The sequence below is a fragment of the Azoarcus sp. TTM-91 genome (assembly GCF_012911025.1).
Taxonomy (GTDB): domain Bacteria; phylum Pseudomonadota; class Gammaproteobacteria; order Burkholderiales; family Rhodocyclaceae; genus Azoarcus.
This window is the reverse complement of the sequence record NZ_WUEI01000036.1, coordinates 19,126-41,526: the sequence shown is the minus strand read 5'-3', so window position 1 is coordinate 41,526 and position 22,401 is coordinate 19,126. Positions and strand designations below refer to the sequence as shown.

The 22,401-nt window shown below is 68.2% G+C and carries 20 protein-coding genes; 14 read left to right on the top strand and 6 right to left on the bottom strand.

The annotated features are described in order from the left end of the window. The first annotated feature begins 328 nt into the window (after positions 1-328). The 12 genes from GRF61_RS11990 (at position 329) to GRF61_RS24570 (ending at position 11,765) form a co-directional block, all read left to right on the top strand. Positions 329-619, top strand: coding sequence for a hypothetical protein (locus GRF61_RS11990; RefSeq protein ID WP_169150890.1), 291 nt, complete (start codon positions 329-331; stop codon positions 617-619). A 689-nt stretch (positions 620-1,308) separates the two neighbouring features. Continuing rightward, positions 1,309-2,730 (top strand): sigma-54 dependent transcriptional regulator, encoded by a 1,422-nt coding sequence (locus GRF61_RS11985; RefSeq protein ID WP_169150889.1) that lies wholly within the window; start codon positions 1,309-1,311, stop codon positions 2,728-2,730. A gap of 116 nt (positions 2,731-2,846) precedes the next feature. Beyond that, the gene (locus tag GRF61_RS11980; protein ID WP_169150888.1) at positions 2,847-3,257 is read left to right on the top strand and encodes a hypothetical protein; all 411 of its coding nucleotides are present in this window, start codon (positions 2,847-2,849) and stop codon (positions 3,255-3,257) included. Positions 3,258-3,474: 217 nt separating this feature from the next. Continuing rightward, the gene (locus tag GRF61_RS11975; protein WP_169150887.1) at positions 3,475-3,762 is read left to right on the top strand and encodes a DUF883 family protein; all 288 of its coding nucleotides are present in this window, start codon (positions 3,475-3,477) and stop codon (positions 3,760-3,762) included. A gap of 11 nt (positions 3,763-3,773) precedes the next feature. After that, a complete protein-coding gene (locus GRF61_RS11970; protein ID WP_248281213.1) occupies positions 3,774-4,172 on the top strand; it encodes a phage holin family protein in 399 nt (132 codons plus the stop codon). Further along, positions 4,169-4,573 (top strand): hypothetical protein, encoded by a 405-nt coding sequence (locus GRF61_RS11965; RefSeq protein ID WP_169150886.1) that lies wholly within the window; start codon positions 4,169-4,171, stop codon positions 4,571-4,573. The genes GRF61_RS11970 and GRF61_RS11965 overlap by 4 nt, the downstream gene beginning before the upstream one ends. Positions 4,574-4,763: 190 nt before the next feature. Beyond that, positions 4,764-7,718, top strand: coding sequence for a PAS domain-containing protein (locus GRF61_RS11960; RefSeq protein ID WP_248281212.1), 2,955 nt, complete (start codon positions 4,764-4,766; stop codon positions 7,716-7,718). Between the two features lie 341 nt (positions 7,719-8,059). Continuing rightward, on the top strand, positions 8,060-9,103 hold the full coding sequence (locus GRF61_RS11955; RefSeq protein ID WP_169150884.1) for a YihY/virulence factor BrkB family protein: 1,044 nt from the start codon (positions 8,060-8,062) through the stop codon (positions 9,101-9,103). A 120-nt stretch (positions 9,104-9,223) separates the two neighbouring features. Further along, positions 9,224-9,862 carry a BON domain-containing protein gene (locus tag GRF61_RS11950; protein ID WP_169150883.1) on the top strand — a complete coding sequence of 213 codons (639 nt, stop codon included), beginning with the start codon at positions 9,224-9,226 and terminating at the stop codon, positions 9,860-9,862. Positions 9,863-9,924: 62 nt separating this feature from the next. Next, a complete protein-coding gene (locus tag GRF61_RS11945) occupies positions 9,925-10,380 on the top strand; it encodes a PRC-barrel domain-containing protein (protein WP_169150882.1) in 456 nt (151 codons plus the stop codon). A gap of 144 nt (positions 10,381-10,524) precedes the next feature. Then, positions 10,525-11,043, top strand: coding sequence for a hypothetical protein (locus tag GRF61_RS11940; RefSeq protein WP_169150881.1), 519 nt, complete (start codon positions 10,525-10,527; stop codon positions 11,041-11,043). A 29-nt stretch (positions 11,044-11,072) separates the two neighbouring features. Next, positions 11,073-11,765 (top strand): MgtC/SapB family protein, encoded by a 693-nt coding sequence (locus tag GRF61_RS24570; RefSeq protein WP_211165915.1) that lies wholly within the window; start codon positions 11,073-11,075, stop codon positions 11,763-11,765. An 89-nt stretch (positions 11,766-11,854) separates the two neighbouring features. Here GRF61_RS24570 and cyoE read toward each other — a convergent pair whose 3' ends face one another. Genes cyoE through cyoA form a run of 5 tightly spaced genes read right to left on the bottom strand, consistent with a single transcriptional unit; the run spans position 11,855 to position 16,652 of the window. Next, positions 11,855-12,748 carry a heme o synthase gene (gene cyoE / locus GRF61_RS11930; protein WP_211165914.1) on the bottom strand — a complete coding sequence of 298 codons (894 nt, stop codon included), beginning with the start codon at positions 12,746-12,748 and terminating at the stop codon, positions 11,855-11,857. 13 nt (positions 12,749-12,761) lie between these two features. Next, entirely contained in the window at positions 12,762-13,103 is a 342-nt protein-coding gene (cyoD, locus tag GRF61_RS11925) for a cytochrome o ubiquinol oxidase subunit IV (RefSeq protein WP_169150880.1), read from the bottom strand. Continuing rightward, complete coding sequence (cyoC, locus tag GRF61_RS11920; RefSeq protein WP_169150879.1) at positions 13,103-13,729, bottom strand: cytochrome o ubiquinol oxidase subunit III; 627 nt, start codon at positions 13,727-13,729, stop codon at positions 13,103-13,105. The genes cyoD and cyoC overlap by 1 nt, the downstream gene beginning before the upstream one ends. Before the next feature lie 6 nt (positions 13,730-13,735). After that, positions 13,736-15,709, bottom strand: coding sequence for a cytochrome o ubiquinol oxidase subunit I (cyoB, locus tag GRF61_RS11915; RefSeq protein WP_169150878.1), 1,974 nt, complete (start codon positions 15,707-15,709; stop codon positions 13,736-13,738). Positions 15,710-15,713: 4 nt separating this feature from the next. Continuing rightward, positions 15,714-16,652, bottom strand: coding sequence for a ubiquinol oxidase subunit II (gene cyoA / locus GRF61_RS11910; RefSeq protein WP_169150877.1), 939 nt, complete (start codon positions 16,650-16,652; stop codon positions 15,714-15,716). A 1,182-nt stretch (positions 16,653-17,834) separates the two neighbouring features. Here cyoA and GRF61_RS11905 point away from each other — a divergent pair. Further along, the gene (locus GRF61_RS11905; protein WP_169150876.1) at positions 17,835-19,226 is read left to right on the top strand and encodes a sigma-54 dependent transcriptional regulator; all 1,392 of its coding nucleotides are present in this window, start codon (positions 17,835-17,837) and stop codon (positions 19,224-19,226) included. Between the two features lie 124 nt (positions 19,227-19,350). Next, entirely contained in the window at positions 19,351-21,399 is a 2,049-nt protein-coding gene (locus GRF61_RS11900) for a cache domain-containing protein (protein ID WP_169150875.1), read from the top strand. Positions 21,400-21,450: 51 nt separating this feature from the next. On the opposite strand, the gene fdhE is transcribed toward GRF61_RS11900, so the two are convergent. After that, positions 21,451-22,317: a formate dehydrogenase accessory protein FdhE gene (gene fdhE, locus GRF61_RS11895; RefSeq protein ID WP_169150874.1), complete on the bottom strand. Its 867-nt coding sequence runs from the start codon at positions 22,315-22,317 to the stop codon at positions 21,451-21,453. Positions 22,318-22,401 lie beyond the last annotated feature (84 nt).

Genomic DNA, 22,401 nt, shown 5'->3' with positions numbered 1-22,401 from the left:
GGGCAGTGGGGTGAAAGGTATGGAAGTCTCCGCAAAGGGCCTGCTGCCCAGCCTTCCTGCGGCGCGGCTGCCGCTTCCTGCCGTGGGGGCTCGCGGGGGGCCTGTTCATCTGGGCAAGGGGTATGCCCCGCGAGGCGGTGCCGCTTTCCCCGGCCAGCGCCCCATCCTCCGCCGGACAAGGCCGGCGACCGTGTAACTTCGTCCTCTCCAGGAAAAAATTACTGCCTCGCGCCGGCTCCAGCGCGGGCCGCCCGCTACGAAAACCCAGAGCGGGCGCGGGCTGGGCCGGCGGGCGCGGGGTGGCATGGAGTCTGCTTAAGCTTCCTGCATGAAAACGCTAGACCACCTCCGCGCCAGCTTCCTCGCCGTCTGCCGGCAGCTGCATCCGGCCGCCGACGAGCAAGCCAGCCTCTATACCGAGATGCTGCATGGCGCTGTGGTGGGCGGTGTGGCTGCCTTCCTGATGGCCTCGTGTTTCTCGCTCACCTTTGCGTTCTACGCGGCGGTGGGCGGTTTATGTCTGGGCAGCCTGATCGGCTTGCTCCTGTGGAGTGCTTCGGCGGCCGCGCCGGACGGTGGAGCGATTCCACCGTCCAAGAGGCCGGGGCGGCATCCCTAGGGGAAGGCTCGTCGCCCGCTGGCGCCGCCCGAGCGGCCCTCCCTCTCCTCCGGCCCCGACCGCCTCTGCGCGGCCGGGGCCATGCTGCATTCCGGCGGCCGCCGCCGTTCTCGCCCTCACGCTGACGGATGAAGGCAGCGCTCCTGGGAGAGCGGGAAGGACCTTATCCGCGCAGCTGCGCCCCGCTGACCGGGCAGAAGGACGAATTGCCGCCGCGCGCCTGGAGAGGCGCCCGCGGTGCACCAGCTTGAGCGCCGGCGGCGGTAGGATGCGGCGCATTTGGGCGAGCGGAAGGCGAGATAGTCGAACAGGAGGTTCCATCCTAGGATGGTGAAGTGCAGTACCACACCATCGCCGACCATGCAGTGGTCGCCCGCCAAGGCGTTTGCGCCACCTGGCATTGAGGACGGGAAGTGGAGGACCAGCGAGGTCAGCCTGCCGATGCCGCGTTGAATGAAGAAGCGCGGCGCGGAACGGATGTAGCACCGGGGAGAGCAACTCCAGGGCAAAACGCCCGAGGCAAGTGCGGGCCGGTCACCGGCAGGCGCTGTAGCCGGTGCAAACAGCTTGCCCGGGTCGCGCATGGGAATGCGCCCGGACAGAAGGATAACCAGGCTCCGCGGAGAGAAGCCGTACGAAGTTAACATCCCGCCCCGCGGGGGCAGGCACATATTCAACATGGAGGCAAAATGCCGCAGGTACTGTTGGTGGACGACGACCCGGATACCATCGGCTGGATGAGCGAGTTCATCCGTTCGGAAGGTTTTACCGTGGGGTCGGTGGATTCCCTGAGGGCAGCGCGCATCCACCTTACGCGCTCCAAGCCGGAGTTGATCCTGACCGATCTGATGCTGCCCGATGGACAGGGCATCGAACTGGTCAACGAATTTCAAGCGGGCGAACTGCCCGAGCTGGTGGTGATTACCGGCCATGCCAGCGTGGAGAGCGCCATCGAGGCGCTGCGGGCCGGCGCCACCGACTACCTGGTGAAGCCGGTGGATATCGAACGCCTGCGCGGCATCCTGCAGCGCGTGCCCAAGACCGAGCACCTGCGCGAGGAAATCGGCGAGCTGCGCAACGAACTGCTGCGCCTGGGCCGCTTCGGCCACATCCTTGGCAACTCGCCGGCCATGCGCAAGGTGTACGACCAGATGGCGCGGGTAGCGCCCACCTCGGCCTCGGTGTTGCTGGTGGGCGAGAGCGGCACCGGCAAGGAGGTGGCGGCGCAGACCATCCACGAACTCAGCCGCCGCAAGCGCCAGCCCTTCCTGCCGCTGAACTGTGGCGCGGTGTCGCCGCAACTGGTGGAGAGCGAACTGTTCGGCCACGAAAAGGGCAGCTTCACCGGCGCCGACCGCCAACACCAGGGTTTCTTCGAGCGCGCCAACCGCGGCACCCTGTTCCTGGACGAAGTCACCGAAATGCGGCCGGACCTGCAGGTCAAGCTGCTGCGGGTGCTGGAGACCAAGAGCTTCATGCGGGTCGGCACCAATGAAGCCATCGCCACCGACGTGCGCCTCATCGCCGCGACCAACCGCTCGCCAGAGAAGGCGGTGGCCGAAGGCCGCATGCGCGAGGATCTGTACCACCGCCTCAACGTCTTCCCCATCCAGCTGCCGCCGCTGCGCGAGCGCGGCACCGACATCGAGCTGCTGGCCGAGCACTTCCTCGCCGAGCTGAACGAGCAGGAACAGGCCAACAAGCGTTTTTCGCAAGAGGCTATCGCCGCGCTCTACGCCCACTCGTGGCCGGGCAACGTACGCGAGCTGAAGAACTACGTGCATCGCGCCTTCATTCTTGCCGACGAGGTGATCGAGGCCGAGCTGGCGCCGGAGGCTTTCCTGCAGCCGGCCCACAGTCCGGTGCTCACCATCCGCATCGGCACCCCGCTGGAAGAGGTGAACCGCCGCGTCATGGAGGCCACGCTGCTGGAGTGCGGCAACGTCAAGCGCAAGGCGGCGGAGATGCTGGGCATCAGCCTCAAGACCCTCTACAACCGCCTGGCCGCCTACAACTCGGGCAAGGACGAGGGCGATGAAGGCGCGGACGGACTGGAGGACTACGAGGACGAGGACGAAGCGCCGGAGGAGGCGCGCCGGGCCCGGCGCTAGCGCGCTGGCGGCCCGCATGTAAGCGCTACAGCGAGGCGGTTGCGCTTACACCCGGCGCTGCCGGGAACGGCGGATGCCTGCAGGCATGGCGATCCGACCCACAAGGAGGCAAGCCGATGAAAGCGACGCAGAACGAGGACGGAACGCGGCCGAAGAGGGATCCCGCCAAGGACCCGAAGAAGGACCCGCTGAAGGCGCACGGCCGTTTTCCGGTGGCGGACGCGGAGGACAGCAACATCGCCCGCCAGCCCCGCGAGGACGAGCTGCCCTTGCCCTACGAGCGCGACGAAGCGCCGGCTGCGCCGCCCAAGCCGGGCGAGAAGCGGCCGCGCCAGGTGATAGAGCAGGCCGCCAGCGACATCGAGCATGGCCTGGTGGATACCGACCGCCGCGGCCTGCCCTCGGATGTGCCCGGCCCCGGCGCAGCGCCGGAACACAGCCCGGGCGCCGAGGTGCCGGAGGAGGGAGTGGACGTCGCCGGCCACTCCAGGACGGGGGAGCGGGCGCGGAAGAGAGGGAAAGGCTGAAGGAAGAGCTCTCTGAGCGGAGGCAGGGGAAGGAGAGCCGGTGGGCGGCACTCGGGGGCAGGAGAGGGCGGACCTGCCCGGCGGCCTCGCCCGGGAACCGGCAGCGGAAGGCGGGCGCGGGAACGCGGATTGCCTCCACCGACACGCCGCCGGCTTCTTTCCCGCCCCTGCCGGCGGTGGCGCAGCAAGCCGGGCGAACCAAGGACGGAGGATGAACATGACGACCACTACGGGTTCCACCATCGCCGGAGCAAGCGAACAGGGCGCCGCCCGCCTCGAGCGTCTGTCCGGCAGCGCCCAGGAAGCGGTGGGCCGGGTAACCGAGGCCGCGGCTTCCGCCATGCGTGACGTCGGCGCGCGGGGAGAAGAGCTGGGCCACCAGCTGATGGACAAGCAGGAAGTATGGATGGAGAACGCCCGCGGCTGCGTGCGCGACCATCCCCTCGCCGCGGTGGCCGCGGCGGTCGGTGTCGGCCTGCTGCTCAGCCGCCTGCTGTCGCGTTGAGCGGCCCCGGCATGGCGGGCGAGAGAATGGCGGCGGGGCAGAAAAGGACCGCAGCCGGCGAGAGCATCGTCACCCTGTTCGGCCGGGCCCGCCGGCTGGCGGGGGATCTGCTCCTGCTGGCCGTGCTGGATGCCCGCTACTCGGCCCGCAGAGCGATAGAGATCGTCTGCGTGGTCGTGGTCACCTCGGTGCTGCTGGTTACGGCCTGGCTGGCACTGGTGGTGGCTGCCAGCGGCTGGCTGGTGGGCGCCGGTGTGTCCTGGCCGGCGGTGCTGCTGGTGGCCGCCGGGCTGAACGTGGTGGCGGCGCTGGCGGCGGCAGCCTGGTTGCGCCGCCGTGTGGGCGAGCTGCCCTTCGCCGCCACGCTGCGCCAGTTGCGGGGCGAAGCGGCGGAAGGAGAGACGCTGTGACCGATGGCGGAGATGTGCGCGAGGCGGAAATCCGGGTGCAGGACAGCCGCCGCGAACTGGAACAGGCGGCGGCGGTCTGGTTGCGGGACAAGCGGGACGCCGCGGTGTCCGGCAAGGGCTTGCTGGCGGCGGTGGCCGCCGGCTTCGTCGTCGGTGGCGTGCTGCGGGGGCGCAAGTCCGCGCCCCGGCGGGCGCCGCCAGTGGCAGCGGCCGGTGGCGCCGCGGCCGCCGGCGGAGGCGTGCTGGGGATGGTGGCCGGGCTGGCGATGACGCTGCTGCGCATGCGTTACGGCGATCCGCTGACGGCGGCCGGCAGCCTGCTGCTGAAGCGGCGCCGCCGTGCGCCGCCGGCCGGGGTGCCGTCGCCGCGTGCGCCTGGCGGGCGGAGCAGGGACGGATGAGCGAGGGGCAGGGCGACACGGCTGGCCAGCGTCGGGGCCGCCCTGGGGCGAGTGGAAGAACGGAAGTGAATGGGGCAGATGTCTAAACGATCTTTGAATGCAGCCGGCCCGGGTGGGTTGGCCCGCCGCCGGTCTGCGAGGGCCGCGCAGCAGGACCATCCGCATACCTCACATCTGCAGACGCCCGGCGATGAGCGATAGCGGGCTGTGGGTTGCAAGACTGCGCAGCGGCGCGGTGGGGGCGAGTGCCCTCATCGCGCTTTTGGCGCTTCTGGGGCTGATCGGCTGGGTGGCCGGCGTTCCCGGACTGGCCGCCCTCGGAGCGGACTCCCGGCCGATGATGCCCAGCGGTGTACTCATGCTGGCGCTGTTCGCCTTCGGCCTGCGCATGCTGAGCAGCGAAAGGGCAGGGGAGTTGCGCTGGCCGGTGCGCGGTGTCGCCGCGCTGGCCTTCCTGCTGGCGCTGCTGGGCGTGGGCCGGGAGATGGGCTGGCTGCCGGAATCCGGCGCCGGCCTGCTGGCACTGGTGACCGAGCTCGAATCCACCCCCACCTCGGTCGGCACCGCCTGCTGCTACGCCTTGCTTGCCGTTGGCATGGCGCTGGCAACGCTCAAGGGGCAGCGCGCCTGGGAATGGTCGCAGTTCCTCGCGGTGGCGGTGGCCGGGGTGACGCTGGTCGCGCTGGTGGGGCTCACCTTCCGGCTGGTCCGGCTGGACGTGGCGGTGCCCTCGCTGGGCATGGCCCTGCCGGTGGCGCTGGGACTGGCGGCGGGCAGCTTCGGGCTGATGGCGACGCGGCCATCCTCCCGCCTGGTGCAGCTGCTGGAGCACGACTCGCCGGGGGCGGTTATCGTCCGCCGCCTGGTGCCGCTGGCGATCTGCCTGCCGCTGCTCGCCGGCTGGCTGCAGGCTTTGGGCGAGCGTGTGGGCTGGTTCGAGAACATCGAGAGCGAGGGCGCGCTGACGGTGGGGGTGATTGTGGCCTGCCTCACCCTCATCCTGTGGACCTCCACCCGGCTGGACGAGATGAACCAGTCGCGCTCCCTGGCCGAGCGCCGCGAGGCCACTCAGCGCCAATGGCTGGATGCCACGCTGGCCAACATCGGCGAGGCAGTGCTGACGGTGAACGACGAATGCCGGGTGAGCTTCCTCAATCCGGCCGCCGAAGCGCTGCTCGAGGTGAAGGCCGCGGCGGCGGTGGGGCGGGACGTGGGCGAGTTGCTGACGCTGGTGGACGAAGCCACCGGCGAGCCGCTGGGCGGGCCGCTGCGCACTGCCTTCTCGCGCGGGGTGTCCTTGTCGCTGGAGGGCGAGCCGGCGGTGCGCCGGCGCGACGGCAGCCTGCAGGCGGTGGAGGTGACCTCCACCCCGATACGCGACCACCGCGACCGGCTGATGGGCGGGGTGATGGTGCTGCGCGATGTGAGCACCAACCGCGCCCGTGCCCATGCGGAGCGTGCCGCCTATGCGGCGCTGGACCGCCGGGTGGCGGAGCGCACCCGCGCGCTGGACCGCACCATGATCGTGCTGCGCGAAAGCACCACCCTGCTGCGCACCATCGCCGCCAGCACGCCGGAGCTGATCGTGGCCAAGGGCCGCGACGGCCACATCATGATGGTGAACCCGGCGGCGCTGCAGCTGATGGGGCTGAGCCAGGCGCAGGTGATAGGCCGCAGCGAGGCGGACATCTTCGGCGACGACGGCGAGACGGCCATCTCCACCGCCAATGACCGCCGGGTGATAGAAACCGGCCGGCCGGTGGTGGTTGAGGAACATCGCACCCTGGGCGGCATCACCCGTACCTTCCTCATCACCAAGTCGCCGCTGCGCGACGAGGACGGCGTGGTGTTCGGCCTGGTCGGCGTGGCCAAGGACATCACCGAGCGCAAGCGCGCCCAGGTGGAGCTGGAGCAACTGCTGGTGGCCGAGCACAAGCTGCGCGGCGAGGCCGAGCGCGCCAACCGGGCGAAGGACGAGTTCCTCGCCATCGTCTCCCATGAACTGCGGTCGCCGCTGAATGCGCTCAAGGGCTGGAGCCAGATCCTCTCCGGCGCGAAAACGCTGGACAGCGGCCTGGTCGGGCGGGCGGCGGACGCCATCAAGCGCAACATCGACCACCAGACCCGCCTGATCGACGACCTGCTGGACACCTCCCGCATCATCAGCGGCAAGCTGGATCTCAACCTCTACAGGGTGAACCTGGTTGATGTGGTGGGCGTGGCGCTGGACCTGTCGCGCGAGCCGGCGGCGACCAAGCAGATAGCGCTGCGCTTCGACTGCGACTATGCGGTGGTGCCAGTGGAGGGCGACTTCGACCGCCTGCAGCAGATCGTGAGCAACCTGCTCTCCAACGCGATCAAGTTTACGCCGGACGGAGGCTTGATCGAAGTCACCCTCACGCAGTTGGAGGAGCACATCGAACTGGCGGTGGCGGACAACGGCATCGGCATCGAGCCTGACTTCCTGCCACATGTGTTCGATCGCTTCAGCCAGGCGGATACCTCGATGACGCGGCGCTACCTCGGCCTGGGCATCGGCCTCGCGCTGGTGCGCAACCTGGCCGAGCTGCACGGCGGCAGCGTGCGCGCGGCCAGCGCCGGGGCGAAGCAGGGCGCGGTGTTCACCGTGGTGCTGCCGCGGGCGCGCAGCGGCGCTACGGTGAAGGGCGCAAGCCCGGAAGGGCCGGCGGCGGAGGCGCGGGTGCTGGACGGCGTGGTCGCCTATGTGGTGGACGACGAGGACGACGCCCGCGAAGTCGTGCGCCTGATGCTGACCAACGCCGGCGCCCAGGTGCGCACCTTCGAATCCGGCGAAGCCCTGCTGGAGATCTGGGAGGACACCACGCTGCTGCCGATCCCCGCGGTGCTGGTGCTGGACATCGCCATGCCGGGCGCCAGCGGCTTCGAGGTGCTGCGCGAGATCCGCAAGATGGCGCATCTGCCGCAGGTGCCGGCAATCGCCTGCACCGCCTTCACCCACCTCGGCGAGGATTGCTTCGTCGAAGCCGGCTTCCAGTCGCGGCTGGGCAAGCCGGTGGAGGAAGACAGGCTGATAGACAGCGTGCTCGACGTGCTGGGCCGGCGGGAAACCGCTGACGCTCCGGCCGTGCCTTCCTCGTCCCAGCCGCTGGCGCGCGAGGCCTGAGGGCCACTGGAGGCGCCACCCGGCGGCGCGCGGGTGGGGGCTTGGCGGGTGTTGAGGCTTCCGCCTGGGCCCGCAGCGCGCTCGCCGGGCGCGCCGCTGTGCTCGCCAGCCTTTGTCGAAGCCGCCGCCGCGCGGCCTCGGTCACGGGCTCGTCGCCTTCTCTACGCCGCCGCCGGTTAGCGGCACGCGGCCCGCGGCGGCCAGCGCGGCCGGGTCTTCGCCCTGCCGGCCCGCCTCCCTGGGTTTTCCCCGGGGCCGGCTCCTCGCTCCCCGTTGTTGCGCTGGATGCGCTCCGGCGCCGCAGGCATCCGCGCGGGTATCCGGTTTGCTGGCGAGCCGGCATGGCCCGCGCTCATCCCGACTCCCCACTCCATACCAAGCCGCCGCCCGCCGCCCGCGTGGCACCGGCTGGCCGGCCGCCGGTGGTCCGCGCCGATCCCGGCGCCCACCCCGCCGAAGTGCGCGCCGGAGATGGGCCCATGCCGCCGCCGGCGCACGCGGCCGGCGGGGCGGCACCCCGTTCGCCCTGGGCCCGCGCTTCAGGCGCAGCGCGCTTCGTCGCCGGGGTGGTGGGCGACTGGATGTCGGGCGGCGGGCTGTCGATGGCGGCCTCGGTCGCCTTCTACACCGCGTTCTCGCTCGCGCCGGTGCTGGTGGTGGCCATCGCCGTCGCCAGCCTGTTCTTCGGCACCGAGGCGGTGCAGGGGCGCCTGTTTTCCGGCATAGAAACCGTGGTCGGCGGCGATGGCGCGGTGGCGGTGCAGGCGATGGTCGCCAGCGCCTGGAAGTCCGGTGGCGGCGGCTGGGCCGGCTGGTTGTCGCTGGCAGGCACCGCGGTGGGCGCCACCGCCACCTTTGCCGAACTGAACCGCTCGCTCAACCTCATCTGGCGGGTGCCAGACAACCCGCATGTGATCACCAGCCTGCTCAAGGTGCGGCTGATCTCCTTCGGCCTGGTCGTCGGCATCGGCTTCCTGGTGGTCGTCTTCCTCATCGCCGACGCGGCGCTGGCCTATGGCAGCCGGGTGGTGTTCGGCGGGCTGGGGCTGGTCGCGCTGCTGCACGGGCTGGAGATGGCGATCTCCTTCGGCTTCCTCTGCCTCGCCTTCTCGATGCTGCACAAGGTCTTGCCGGACCTGCCGGTGAGCTGGCGCGCGGCGGCCATCGGCGGGGTGGTTACCGCGCTGTTGTTCAGCGTCGGCAAGCAGCTTTTCGCCCGCTACCTCGCCTATGTCGGCACCGCCAACGCCTTCGGGGCCGCCGGTTCGCTGGCGGTGTTGATGATGTGGCTGTTCTTCTCCGCCGCGGTCTTCCTGATCGGCGCGCAGGCGGCGGCGAACGCGGCACGGCGCCGGGAAGAGGCGCGGAACTACACGCCGCTGTAATTCTTGCGCGGGGCGAGGCCCGCCGCTCCACCCCCGAAGCGGGAGGGCGCTGGGCACGGGGATTGCGACCCAAGGGGCAGGACGGCGCGGGCCCCGCGCGATGGAACAGGAGTGGTGACGATGGGATCACGCTATCCGCAGTCATTTCCGCAGCGCCGGCGAGCGCCGGGATCCGCCAGAGCGACGGCCGCGCTCGAGGCGCCCGCCGGCCAAGAGCATGGCGCCGGGCGGACGAGTGCGCTGGAGGCCGAAGGCTGCTTCGCCGGTGCTGGCCTGGACGGCGAGGGCTACGGCGGCTTCACCAACCGCGACATCGCCTTCGATGGCCCGGAGGGCGGCCCCGAAAGCGGCATGCGCCAGCGCGCCCGGCTCTCCGGCGGCTCGAACCGGCAGCCCGCATTCCCGCACGCGGACATTGGCCGCTGGCCGCGCGGACCACGGAACTTCAGCCCCTCGGACGAGCGCCTGCGCGAACGCGTCTGCGAGCGCCTGATGCGGATGCAGGAACTGGATGTCAGCGAGGTGAGCGTGGCGGTGAGCGACGCCTGCGTCACCCTGGAAGGAAAGGTGCCCGAGCGCAGCATGAAGGATGCGATCGCGGGCGCCGCCAACGACTGCCGGGGCGTGAGCGATGTGATCAACCACATCCGCGTCGTGCCCCGCGCCGGCCCGCTGGTGGCCGGCGGGCAGGGCGCGGGCATGGCAGGGGCCGGTCACCGGCTCGCCGCCGAAGTGGCCCGCGGGCAGCGCAAGGGATGAGTCCGCCGCCGGCGCCGCCGGTGGATGGCCATCACCCGATTGACTAATGGAGGAACCGGAAAATGGCTAGTGCATACCCCCCTCAGACTGGCAGCATGACCCAGAGCGGCGGCAACCCCGCCATCGTGGGCGCTGAAACCGACATCCCCAACGGCCCCGGCCCGGAAGTGATGGCCGCCAGCACGCTGGAAGGCGACGACGTGGTCAATCGGCTGGGCGAGGATCTGGGCAAGATCAAGGAAATCATGATCGACGTGCCCAGCGGTCGGGTGGCGTACGCGGTGCTGTCCTCAGGCGGCTTTCTCGGCCTGGGCGACAAGCTGTTCGCCATCCCGTGGTCGGCGCTGACCCTGGACGTGAACCGCAAGTGCTTCGTGCTGGATGTGGATGCCGACCGGCTGAAGAACGCGCCCGGCTTCGACAAGGACCATTGGCCGAGCATGGCCGACACCACCTGGGCCAACGAGGTGCACGCCTACTACGGCCAGCGCGCCTACTGGCAGCCGGACCGCATGTAAGCGCCATCGGCCCCCCGGAGCACCTGCGCGCCGGGGCGCCCCCGGGGGCCGTGCCGCGAGGCGCGGCCCCTCCCTATGACGGCTCTGGAGGAAGGGCGCGGCCTGTGGCTGGCCCGGCCGCCGGAGCGCGACAGGAGGACGGCCATGCGAGCAGCGGATGGAAGCCGGGGCGGCAGCCACTATCTTGGCCCCGACCTGGCCCGGCAGGCGGTTTCCCTGGCCGCGCCGATGATGGAGCATGCGCTTGCCGACCGCGAGGTGGTGGGCAGCGGCTTTCTCTACATCGTGGTGATGGACCCCGGCCGCCGGCCGGGCGAGTGCAGTTTCGAGGAGGCGGTGCTCCACGAGCAGGCCTTCGGCGACCGCAGCCGCTGGGACGCCGACTACGCCGCCTTCGCCCGCGCCAAGGCGAAGCTGAGCTGGCGTACCGGCCATGATGGCCGGACGGTGCAGGAATGTCTGCCGCAGTTGCTGCGCACCGGCGACACGGTGCTGGCCGGCGGCGTCTGCCTGGATGGCATCGTGGTGGCCGCCAGCGGCGCCTTCCCGGTGTTCGACGAGGCTTTCGCCGGCACGGTGGCGCTGTGCCTGCGAGCGCTGGCGCGGCGCGCGCGGGAGGCGGAAACCGCCGGGGCGAGCCTGGGCGAAGCGTCGCGCTCCTGAAGCACGGCGGCGGAGGGGAGGGAGAGGCGATGGACTTCCTGGTCGCGGAACTGCTCGCCGGTTTCGGCGACGGCCATGAGGTACTGCGCTCCCTGCTGCGGCTGGCCTTCGCCATCGCCTGCGGCGCGGTGATCGGCTACGAGCGGGAGCGCATGGGCAAGTCCGCCGGCCTGCGCACCCACATCCTGGTGGCCGCAGGCTCCGGCCTGGCGGTGATCGCGGCGGAAGAGGTGGAGATCGGGCAGGACGGGGTATCCCGGGTCATACAGGGCCTGGTCACCGGCATCGGTTTCCTCGGCGCCGGCGCCATCCTCAAGCGCCATCACCAGCATGACATTCGTGGCCTCACCACCGCCGCTGGCATCTGGATGACCTCCGCCATAGGCATAACCGCCGGCCTGGGCCGCTTCGGCACCGCGCTGGCAGCCACCGCGCTCACCTGGTGCGTGCTCTCGCTGCTGCACCGCATGGAAGGACGCGGCGACGATGTGGAGCGCACCGCTCCCACCGCCGCGCTGGAAAAGGAGAGGAGCATGAACAAGCCGATGAACGAAAAGCCGCCGGTGACCGATCCGGCCAAGCGCAAGCCGCAGGATTCGCATGTGGAAGACCTCATAGACGAATCCGGCGAGGAGAGCTTCCCCGCCAGCGACCCGCCGGCGGTGTCGCCGGACAAAAAGCCGGCGGAGAAGCCGCCCAGCCACAATGGCCGGCCGGGTTAGGCGCCGGTCCGCGGCATGGCGCGAGCACGGCGCAAAAGAAAACGGCCGTCCCGAAGGCCGGCCGTTGGTGCTTCCGTGGAGCGGAAGCCTCAGCCTGCGAACGCGCTCGGCGGTACCTGGAAATCCACCGCCATCATCACGCTCAGCGCGGTGATGGTGACGATGGAGAACAGGAACACCTTGCGTGCCCACACGCGGTCGTCGGTGGCGCGCTTGTAGCCCGACAGCGCCATGCCCAGCCACCACAGGGTGGTGGCACCGGCCACCGCCAGGTAGTCGTAGCCGGCGTAGCCCTGCAGGCCCAGCATCGCGGTGGCGACCGCGAAGGCGACGATGTACAGCACGATCTGGCGCTTGGCCGCGGAGATGCCCTTGGCCACCGGCAGCACCGGGATGTTCGCCGCCTTGTAGTCGGCGTAGCGGAAGATCGCGATGGCGTAGGAGTGGGGCATCTGCCACAGGCTGAACATGGTCAGCAGGATGGCGGCGCCGGCGTCGAACTCGTTGCTGACGGCACAGTAGCCCACCACCGGCGGCACCGCGCCGGAGAGACTGCCGACCAGCGTGCCGTAGACCGAGTTGCGCTTCATGTACAGGCTGTACACGCCGACGTAGATGACGAAGCCGGCGGCGGCGAAGGTCACGGCCACGGCGTTGGTGTACCAGGCCAGCAGGCCGAAGCCGGCCAGCCCGAGCACCACGCCGTGGGCGGCGGCGGCCCGCGGCGAGATCGCGCCGGTCACCGTCACCCGGTTGCGTGTGCGCTGCATCTTGCCGTCGATGTCACGGTCGATGCAGTTGTTGAGCGCGCAGCCGGAGGCCACCACCAGCGACAGGCCGGTCACGGTCGCCAGGAACAACACCGGGTCGATGTTGCCCTGGCTGGCGAGCAGGAAGCCGCCGATGACCGAGATCAGGTTGCCGAAGATGATGCCGGGCTTGGTGACCGACAGGTACCGCGACAGGTAACGGGAGAGAGTCACCTTACCGCTCCGCTTACATCATCAACGCGTTGGCGCTGAAGATGATCCACACCGACAGGCCCACCAGCATCACGATCACCAGCGCGGTGAACAGGAAGGAGAAGGTGTTGGGCTTGCCTTCGGTGGAGAAGTCCAGGTGCAGGAAGTACTTCAGGTGCACCACGATCTGGACGATGGCGAACAGCGAGATCGCGATCAGCGTGGCTTTGCGCGACACGTTGCTGTCCATGACCATCCAGAACGGGATCACGGTGAGGATCACCGCCAGGATGAAGCCGACGATGTAGCTCTGCACGCTGCCGTGCTTGCCCTCGTCCGCATGGGCGGCGTGGCCGGCTTTGGGATGTTGGCTCATTACAGGGCTCCCATCAGGTAGACGATGGTGAACACGCAGATCCACACGATGTCGAGGAAGTGCCAGAACAGGCTGAGGCAGGTCAGGCGCGTCATCGTGCGCGGCGCCAGGCCGCGGCGATTCACCTCGAGGATCATCACGATCATCCACAGCATGCCGGCGGCCACGTGCAGGCCGTGCATGCCCACCAGGGCGAAGAAAGCCGACAGGAAGGCGCTGCTGCTGGGGCCGTGGCCGGCCGCGATGAGGTGGTGGAACTCGTAGACTTCCATGCTGATGAACACCGCTCCGAGCAGGAAGGTGGCCAGCAGCCAGCGGATGGTGCCGCCCTTGTTGCCCTTGTGGGCGGCGATCATCGCGAAGCCGTAGGTGATGCTGGACAGCAGCAGGGCGAAGGTTTCCACGAGCACGAAGTCGAGCTCGAAGATGTCCTTGCCGGAGACGCCGCCGGCGGTGTTCATGAACAGCACCGCGTAGGTGGCGAACACCGAGGCGAACAGGATGCAGTCCGTCATCAGGTACAGCCAGAAGCCGAAGACGGTGCTGCCACCGCTGTCGTGGTGTTCGTGGTCGTGCCCATGCCCGGCGGCATGGGCGGCGTGGGATTGGATAACGTGGGACGTCATGGGAAATCAGGCCTTGGCGAGTTTGGCGAGATGGGCGTTTTCGAGGCGCTCGATCTCGGCGGGCTGGACGTAGTAGTCCACATCGTTGTCGTAGGCGCGCACAAGGAAGGCAGCGACGATGCCCACCAGGCTGACGATGGCGAGCCACCAGATGTGCCAGATGGCGGCGAAACCGCCGACGGTGGCGAAGGCGCCGATGATCAGGCCGGCCGAGGTGTTGCGCGGCATGTGGATGGGCGCGTACCTGGCCGGGCGGTCGTAGGCGATGCCCTTTTCCTTCATGTCGGTGAAGGCGTCGATGTCATGCACGACCGGCGTGGTGGCGAAGTTGTAGAACGGCGGCGGCGAGGAGGTGGCCCATTCCAGCGTGTGGGCGTTCCACGGGTCGCCGCTCTCGTCCACCAGCTTCTTGCGGTCGCGCACGCTCACGAACACCTGGATGAACTGGCACAGGATGCCGAACAGGATCAGCACCGCGCCAATGCAGGCCACGTACAGCCAGGGCGTCCAGTCCGGGTTGTCGGTGTGGTTCAGGCGGCGCGTCATGCCCAGGAAGCCGAGGATGTACAGCGGCACGAAGGCGAAGTAGAAGCCGATCTGCCAGAACCAGAACGAGGCCTTGCCCCACTTTTCGTTGAGCTTGAAGCCGAACACCTTGGGGAACCAGAAGGTGAAGCCGGCCAGGTAGCCGAACACCGCGCCACCGATGATGGTGTTGTGGAAGTGGGCGATGAGGAACAGGCTGTTGTGCAGCACGAAGTCCGCGCCCGGCACCGCCATCAGCACGCCGGTCATGCCGCCGATGGTGAAGGTGACCATGAAGCCCAGCGTCCACAGCACCGGCGAGGTGAAGCGCAGGCGGCCGCGGTAGATGGTGAACAGCCAGTTGAACAGCTTCACCCCGGTCGGAATCGCGATGACCATGGTGGCGATGCCGAAGAAGGCGTTTACATTGGCGCCCGACCCCATGGTGAAGAAGTGGTGCAGCCAGACGACGAAGCCCAGGATCGCGATCACGCCGCTGGCGTAGATCATGGACTTGTAGCCGAACAGGCGCTTGCCGGTGAAGGTGGAGATGACTTCGGAGAAGATGCCGAAGGCCGGCAGAACGAGGATGTACACCTCGGGGTGACCCCAGGCCCAGAACAGGTTGATGTACATCATCGCGTTACCACCGCCATCACTCGTGAAGAAGTGGAAGTCGAGGTAACGGTCCAGCGTCAGCATGCCGAGGGCGGCGGTCAGGATGGGGAAGGAAGCGACCACCAGCACGTTGGCCCAGGTGCAGGTCCAGGTGAAGATCGGCATTTCCATCAGCTTCATCGTCGGCGCGCGCATCTTCAGCACGGTGACGAGGAAGTTCACCGCCGTCAGCGTCGTTCCTATGCCGGATATCTGCAGCGCCCATATGTAGTAATCCACCCCCACCCCGGGGCTGAACTCAAGTCCGGATAGGGGTGGATAGGCCACCCAGCCGGTACGGGCGAATTCGCCCACGCCCAGCGACAGGTTCATCAACACCACCGCCGCCACCAGCAGCCAGAAGCTCAGCGAGTTCAGGAAGGGGAAGGCGACGTCGCGCGCACCGATCTGCAGCGGCAGGATGATGTTCATCAGGCCAAACATGAAGGGCATGGCCATGAAAATGATCATGATCACGCCGTGGGCGGTGAAGATCTGGTCGTAATGGTCCGGTGGCAGATAGCCGAGCGCGCCGTTGGTGGCGAGCGCCAGCTGGGAGCGCATCATCATGGCGTCGGCGAAGCCGCGCAGCAGCATGACGAGGGCGACGATGATGTACATCACGCCGATGCGCTTGTGGTCCACCGAGGTGAGCCACTCGGTCCACAGGTAGTTCCACTTGCGGAAGTAGGTGATCGCCGCGATCAGGGCGAGGCCGCCGAGGGCGACCATGGCCAGTGTCACCATCACGATGGGCTCGTGATAGGGCACCGCCTCCAGTGTCAGTTTGCCGAACATCTGATCAAAGCTCCGTGTTGGCGGGCGCCAGGCAGATCTGCGCGCCGGGCCAGGTGTTGAAGCCCAGGATTTCGCCGACGGTGCCGACGTCGTGGGAGTTCATGTATTTGCCGATGATGGCGCCGAAGAGATTGGGCGCGACCGAGGCGTAATAGGTCACCGCGTGCTTCTCGCTGGGCTTGGCCAGGTCGTCGTAGGCGGTGGCGTCCAGCGTGCTGCCGGAGGTGCGCACCTTCTCCACCCAGGCCTGGAAGGCCTCTTCACTGGGCTGGGCGATGGCTTCGAACTTCATGCCGGAGAAACCGCCGCCGCTGTAGTTGGCGGAGAAGCCGTTATAGGTGCCGGCTTCGTTGGCGATCAGGTGCAGCTTGGTCTGCATGCCGGCCATGGAGTAGATCTGGCCACCCAGCTGCGGGATGAAGAAGGAGTTCATCGCCGCGTCGGAGGTGATCTTGAAGGCCACCGGCACGTCTTTCGGGAAGGACAGCTCGTTCACCGTGGCGATGCCCAGGTCCGGGTAGATGAACAGCCACTTCCAGTTCAGCGACACCACCTCGACATTGATCGGCTTCTTGTCCGATTCGATCGGGCGATAGGGGTCGAGCGCATGGGTGCTCTTCCAGGTGATCACGCCCAGGATGGCGACGATGATGATGGGCACCAGCCACACCACCAGCTCGATCTTGGTCGAGTGCGACCACTTCGGCTCGTAGACCGCTTCGGTGTTGGTGGCGCGGTACTTCCAGGCGAACACCAGGGTCATCACGATGACCGGCACCACCACGATCAGCATCAGCAGGGTGGCGGTGATGATCAGCGACTTCTCGTCTGCCGCGACCTGGCCCTTGGGGTCCAGGATGCCGCCGCTGCAGCCGCTCAAGGCGGCTACTGCGAGGGCCGGCGACAGCCATCGCAGTATGTTGGGGTACTTCCTCGTTCTCATTTTTTGCCTCATGGATGAAAGGAATGCGTGGCATGGCCCGCGCGCCGCGGGCTGTCGCGCGGCGGGGAGGCCACGCGCGGAATCGGCAGGCGAAGCCGGCCGGGGCGCGGGCGGGAGCCTGCGTGGCGGGTGCTGACACTACGGATGGAAAAGACCTGTGCCGGGCGTGCGGGAGAGAGGGAGTCCAGCGCCGGAAAAGCGTTGCGCCGCGAATGGTCGGGGCGTGAATCGCCCACAGGAAATTCGCTGCAATTCCGGTATTGCAACCACGTTGCGGAATCAGCTTCGCAACGTCCGGAAGAAGAATTAAGACGGACCACGCCAGCAGGTCGGGGGGAGGAAAGCGCGGATACTACATTACGAAACAGGGCCTCAGTAACGGGTCAATGCGGCAGTGCGGGATGAATTGAAACGCCCGAAAACCGGGTAAATAAACCCGTATTTTTTTAAAGCCTTTTAATTTGAAAGGAGATTAAATTCATGTGTTCACAGTTTTCAACAATTTGAAAAACAAAGGTAAATATATTTTTCCTGTTGAGGAAACAAGGCATTTAGATGGGGATGTGGGGAGGTGATCAACCAATATGGCATTTTCTGATATAAATAAAATTGATGCGATCATTAAAACAAAAAATGCTGCACCGTTTCATTTCTTAAAGATAGATTAAGGAAATCCGCCGAAATGGCCTTTTCCCTATCAAGTTTATAAAGCCTTATTCCCATTAATGGATAATGGTCAATTGCGGCGAGTTGAATCGGGATTTCTGCCGCGCTGGAATTGGATTGAGATACGGAATCGGGAAGCGCTGCGGGGGCCGGCTTTCCACTGCTGAATTGAACTTTGAAACAAGGCAGATCATTCGTTCTCTGGCCTCTCCCGAATGGCATGAAAGCCCCTCCGTAACCGCGCTCGCTGGTCCAGAGACCTCATGCCCATGCTGCCCTTGGGGCCGGTTGAACTGGTAAACTCGCCCGCTTCCTTCCCTGTCCCCTTCCGAGCGTGCGCGGTGGTTTCCCCTGGCCTTCGTCCTGCCGGGACGATGGGTTTCCAGTTCAGATGGCGGCGCCTGGCGCTTCGGCAAGCATGCGGTTTTCCGGTATTCCTTCCCCTTGGTCGTTTCCCCTGTTGGCCGACGTGCGCGCCAGGCTGTCCGCGCGTACCCGTCACTCTGGAGCGGACCGATGAGCGCGCAGGGCGAAAACAAGGAAGCGCCGGCCGCAACCGGTCATGAGGGCAGCATCCTGGTCGTCGATGACGAGCAGGGCATGCGCAGCTTCCTCGCCCGCGCGCTGGCGATGCGGGGCTACGCGGTGGAGCTGGCCGGCTCGGCGGAGGAGGGGGCGAAGAAGTTCGAGCACACCCATTTCGACCTCGTCATCCTGGACATCGCGCTGCCCGGCAAGGCCGGCATCGAGTGGTTGCAGGACCTGAAGGCGGAAGGCTTCGCCGGCGACGTGATCCTGATCACCGCCTTCGCCGACATGGAAACCGCCATCGACGCACTGCGCGCCGGCGCGTCCGACTTCATCCTCAAGCCCTTCCGCGTCGACCAGATCGCCAACGCCATCAAGCGCTGCACCGAGCGCACCCGGCTGTCGCGGGAGAATTTCCTGCTGCGCCGCCAGGTGGCCGAGAGCGCGCGCGGCGACGACGGTATGGTGGGCGCGTCGCCCGCCATCGCCCGGCTGCGGCAGATCCTGCACCGCATCGCGCCCACGCCTTCCACCGTGCTGATCCAGGGCGAATCCGGGGTGGGCAAGGAGGTGGTGGCGCGGGCGCTGCACCAGTGGTCACCGCGGGCGGAGAAACCCTTCGTGGCGGTGAACTGCGCGGCGATCTCGGCGGAGCTGATCGAGTCCGAGCTGTTCGGCCATGTGAAGGGCGCCTTCACCGGCGCCCGCGAAGCGCGCAACGGGCTGTTCCACTACGCCCACGGCGGCACCCTGTTCCTGGACGAGATCGGCGAATTGCCGCTGGCGCTGCAATCCCGCCTGCTGCGGGTGCTGGAAGAGCGGCGGGTACGGCCGGTGGGCGCCGAAACGGAAGTGCCGGTGGACGTGCGGGTGCTGGCCGCCACCAACCGCAACCTGCGGGCGGAGGTGGAGGCCGGCCGCTTCCGCGAAGACCTGTTCTACCGCCTGGAAGTGATCACGCTGACGGTGCCGCCGCTGCGTGAACGTGCCGAGGACATCCCGGAGCTGGGCGCCGCCTTCATGCGTCAGCTCTCCATGCAGCTGGGCGTGCCGCCGCTGCCAGTGGAACCTGAGGTGTCGGCGCGGCTGATGGCCTATCCCTGGCCCGGCAATGTGCGCGAGCTGCGCAACTTCGTCGAACGCTCGCTGCTGTTCGGCGAATTCCCGCTGGACAGCCTGGGCGGCAGCGTGGCGGGGCGGAGCGATGCCGGCGCTCCCACGCCGGATCCGGCGGCCAGCTCGCTGCTGCTGGACGAGGTGGAGAAGCGCCACATCCTCGCGGTGCTGGAACAGTGCGGCGGCAACAAGACCCGCGCGGCGGAGCTGCTGGGGGTTTCGCGCAAGACGCTGGAGCGCAAGTGCGCCGAGTGGGCGGTGTGAGCCGGCCGCACCGGCGCGGCGTGCGCGGCCGAGGCTGAAGGCGGTGGCGCCATCCGCCCATGCCGGCGCCGCCGAGAGGCGCAAATGGCGGTTTTTCCCTGGCCTGGGCTCGGTGCGGGCACGCATGCTCGCACTGGTGCTGGCGCCGCTGCTGCTGGGCGTGCCCATCCTGCTCGGCATCGTCTGGGTGTGGGGCACCCAGGGCTACAACCAGCTGCTGGTGAACAAGGTGAGTTCCGACCTGCTCACCGCCCGGCAGTATTTCGAGCGGGTGCAGGAGGGCGTGGCCAGCGGGCTGGTCGGCTTCGCCGGCTCCCACCGGCTGGCGCTGGCGCTGGACCGGGGTGTGAACGGCGCGAACGCCGGCGACGTCAGTGAGCTGCTGGCTTCCGCCGCCTCCATCCAGGGCCTGGATTACCTGATGCTGCTGGACGAACATGGGCAGCCCCTGTCGGTGCAGCGGCCGCTGCCGCAGGAGTTCCAGCAGCGCACCGTGTGGCCGGTGGTGCGCGAGGCGCTGGCGGGGCGGGCCCACCACGCGCTGGCGGTGTTCTCGCCGGCCCACCTGGGCGCCCTCTCGCCGGCGCTGCGCGAGCGTGCCGCGCTGACCCTGATCGCCACCCCGAACGCGCCGCCGGACTGGCGCAAGCGCGAGGAGCGCGGGCTGATGATCCAGATCGCGGTGCCGGTGTTCAACGCCGCCGGCCAACTGCGCGCGGTGCTGGAAGGCGGGGTGATGCTGAACCGCAACCTGGGCATCGTCGACCGCATCAACGCGGTGGTGTACCAGGACACCTCCTTGCCGCTGGACAGCCAGGGCACCGCCACGCTCTTCCTCGGCGACACCCGGGTGGCGACCAACGTGCGCCTGTTCCGCGATGGCGGCCGGGCGTTGGGCACCCGGGTGTCGGCGGCGGTGAAGGAGAAGGTGCTGGGCCACGGCGAAACCTGGCTGGGCTCGGCCTTCGTCGTCAATGAGCCCTACATTTCCGGCTATTCACCGCTGTTCGACGACAACGGCGAACGCATCGGCATGCTCTATGTCGGCTTCCTGCAGGAGCCGCTGCAGCGGGCGCTGTACTGGGCCTTGAGCGGCCTCTTCCTGCTCTTCCTGCTGGTGTCGGCGCTGGGTACCCTGGCGGCGGTGCGCTGGGCGCGCTCCATCTTCCAGCCGATAGAGCGCATGGCGGCGGTGATGAAGCGCATCGAGGCCGGCGAAGAGAAGGCGCGGGTGGGTACGGTGGTGCGCGACGACGAGCTGGGCCAGCTCGCCCGCACCTTCGACAACCTGCTGGACATGCTGGATGCCCGCCGTACCGAGCTGCAGCGCTGGGCCGACGAGCTGGACATCATGGTCGCCGCCCGCACCGCCGAGCTGGAGATGGCCAACGCCACCTTGCGGCGCGCCCATCAGCAGCTGGTGATGAACGAGAAGCTGACCGCCATCGGCGAGCTCACCGCCGGCGTGGCCCACGAGATCAACAACCCGGTGGCGGTGATACAGGGCAACCTGGAGCTGCTGCGCGAGGTGCTGGGCCAGGGTGCCGAGCCGGTGCGGGAAGAGATCCGCATGATCGACGAGCAGGCCGGCCGCATCCACGGCATCGTCGCCAAGCTGCTGCAGTTCGCCCGCCCGGGCGATTTCGCCGGCTATACCGACGCGGTGGACGTGAGCGCGCTGGTGAACGATTGCCTGGTGCTCACCCGCCACAACCTCAGCCGCGGCAATGTGCGGGTGGAGGTGATGCTGAACGCCAGCCGCAAGGTGGAGATCAACCGCGGCGAGTTGCAGCAGGTGCTGATCAACCTGATCGTGAATGCCATGCAGGCGATGCCGGAAGGCGGCGCGCTGCAGCTTCGCACCGAGGATGGCGAGGTGGATGGTGTCGAGGGCGTGCGCATCGAGGTGGAGGACACCGGCCAGGGCATCGCCGCCGAGGTGCTGGACCGCATCTTCGACCCCTTCTTCACCACCAAGAAGCAGGAAGGCACCGGCCTGGGCCTGTCCATCAGCTACGCCATCGTCACCCGCTACGGCGGCCACATCGCGGTGGAGAGCACGCCCGGCTCCGGCACCTGCTTCGCGGTGCACCTGCGCAGCCACCCGGCGTTCAGCGACGAGCCGAGCGCGCCGGGTTTCGCCAACCGCTTCTTCCGCCGCGATGGGGCTTGAACGCCCTGGGCGCGGCGCACGCCGGCCCCGACAAGAGGCGGGCGCCTGGCCTCAGGCCGTCTGCGCGGCCAGCAGCAGGTAGGGATTGGCGCCCAAGCGCTGGTAGCCGGCCTCGCCCAGCGCGAGGTCCAGCGCCACGCTGGCCAGGTCGTCCGCAACCGGGTCCAGGCCCAGGGCCTTGCTGCGGTTGAAGAGCTTCAGGTAGCTGTGGCAGTCGTCGCAGGTCTCCGCCTGCCATAGCCTGCCTTCCTCCAGCGCCTGGTAGGCCACGCGGCCGGACTGGTTGCAGTGGCTGCACTGGGCGCGCACATGGTGCCAGCCGCTGTTGCAGCTGCCGCAATAGAGATAGCGCAGGCCGTTGAGCTTGTGGGTTTCCAGCACGCTGGCGACGGCGGCTCCGCCACAGGCGGGGCAGGCCGCGCTGAGGCTGGAGAAGCCGTCGGCGGAGCTGCGGCTGGCGATCGCGGTGGCCACCAGCTCCAGCGCCGCGGTGGCGAGCGGGGCCTGGTCCATGTCGCCGTCGCCGAGCTCGCCGTTGATCACCCGGCCGGCCAGCGCGCTGCGATCGTCCGCGGACAGGGCAGCGAGTTTGCGCAGCGCGGCCAGTGCCTGCCCCTCCACCGCTGACGCCAGCGTTTCCAGCAGCCCTTCCAGTGCGCCTTGCCAGGCGGGCAGCTGCGGCAGCAGCGCGATGTCCAGCGGAGCGCGGCGCTCATGGGTGAAGCCGTCGAGGCGGGGCAGGGTGTGTAGCTGGGCGCCGGCGATCAGGCCGACGAAGCCCAGCCAGTCCGCCATCGGCGAGGTGGCGGCGAGTTCGGTGAGGCGCGCCTGACGGGCGGCGAACAGGGCGGCCGGCTCCGGCGGGATGAAGTTGCGCGGTTCCGGGCCGGGGACGATGGTTTGCGGGCTGAGGCTCATGAGGCTGGGGTTCTCTCGCTGCCGAAAAGGGGAGGGTAGTGCAAGAAGCGTGCGCGGGCTCCGCCTTGGCGCAAACACCCACTG

Excerpts from the sequence above, each read along its gene's own strand:
- GRF61_RS11990 (WP_169150890.1), top strand. The coding sequence starts at position 329 with ATGAAAACGCTAGACCACCTCCGCGCCAGCTTCCTCGCCGTCTGCCGG.
- GRF61_RS11985 (WP_169150889.1), top strand. The coding sequence starts at position 1,309 with ATGCCGCAGGTACTGTTGGTGGACGACGACCCGGATACCATCGGCTGG.
- GRF61_RS11980 (WP_169150888.1), top strand. The coding sequence starts at position 2,847 with ATGAAAGCGACGCAGAACGAGGACGGAACGCGGCCGAAGAGGGATCCC.
- GRF61_RS11975 (WP_169150887.1), top strand. The coding sequence starts at position 3,475 with ATGACGACCACTACGGGTTCCACCATCGCCGGAGCAAGCGAACAGGGC.
- GRF61_RS11970 (WP_248281213.1), top strand. The coding sequence starts at position 3,774 with ATGGCGGGCGAGAGAATGGCGGCGGGGCAGAAAAGGACCGCAGCCGGC.
- GRF61_RS11960 (WP_248281212.1), top strand. The coding sequence starts at position 4,764 with ATGAGCGATAGCGGGCTGTGGGTTGCAAGACTGCGCAGCGGCGCGGTG.
- GRF61_RS11955 (WP_169150884.1), top strand. The coding sequence starts at position 8,060 with ATGGCCCGCGCTCATCCCGACTCCCCACTCCATACCAAGCCGCCGCCC.
- GRF61_RS11950 (WP_169150883.1), top strand. The coding sequence starts at position 9,224 with ATGGGATCACGCTATCCGCAGTCATTTCCGCAGCGCCGGCGAGCGCCG.
- GRF61_RS11945 (WP_169150882.1), top strand. The coding sequence starts at position 9,925 with ATGGCTAGTGCATACCCCCCTCAGACTGGCAGCATGACCCAGAGCGGC.
- GRF61_RS11940 (WP_169150881.1), top strand. The coding sequence starts at position 10,525 with ATGCGAGCAGCGGATGGAAGCCGGGGCGGCAGCCACTATCTTGGCCCC.
- GRF61_RS24570 (WP_211165915.1), top strand. The coding sequence starts at position 11,073 with ATGGACTTCCTGGTCGCGGAACTGCTCGCCGGTTTCGGCGACGGCCAT.
- cyoD (WP_169150880.1), bottom strand. The coding sequence starts at position 13,103 with ATGAGCCAACATCCCAAAGCCGGCCACGCCGCCCATGCGGACGAGGGC.
- cyoC (WP_169150879.1), bottom strand. The coding sequence starts at position 13,729 with ATGACGTCCCACGTTATCCAATCCCACGCCGCCCATGCCGCCGGGCAT.
- cyoB (WP_169150878.1), bottom strand. The coding sequence starts at position 15,709 with ATGTTCGGCAAACTGACACTGGAGGCGGTGCCCTATCACGAGCCCATC.
- cyoA (WP_169150877.1), bottom strand. The coding sequence starts at position 16,652 with ATGAGAACGAGGAAGTACCCCAACATACTGCGATGGCTGTCGCCGGCC.
- GRF61_RS11905 (WP_169150876.1), top strand. The coding sequence starts at position 17,835 with ATGAGCGCGCAGGGCGAAAACAAGGAAGCGCCGGCCGCAACCGGTCAT.
- GRF61_RS11900 (WP_169150875.1), top strand. The coding sequence starts at position 19,351 with ATGCTCGCACTGGTGCTGGCGCCGCTGCTGCTGGGCGTGCCCATCCTG.
- fdhE (WP_169150874.1), bottom strand. The coding sequence starts at position 22,317 with ATGAGCCTCAGCCCGCAAACCATCGTCCCCGGCCCGGAACCGCGCAAC.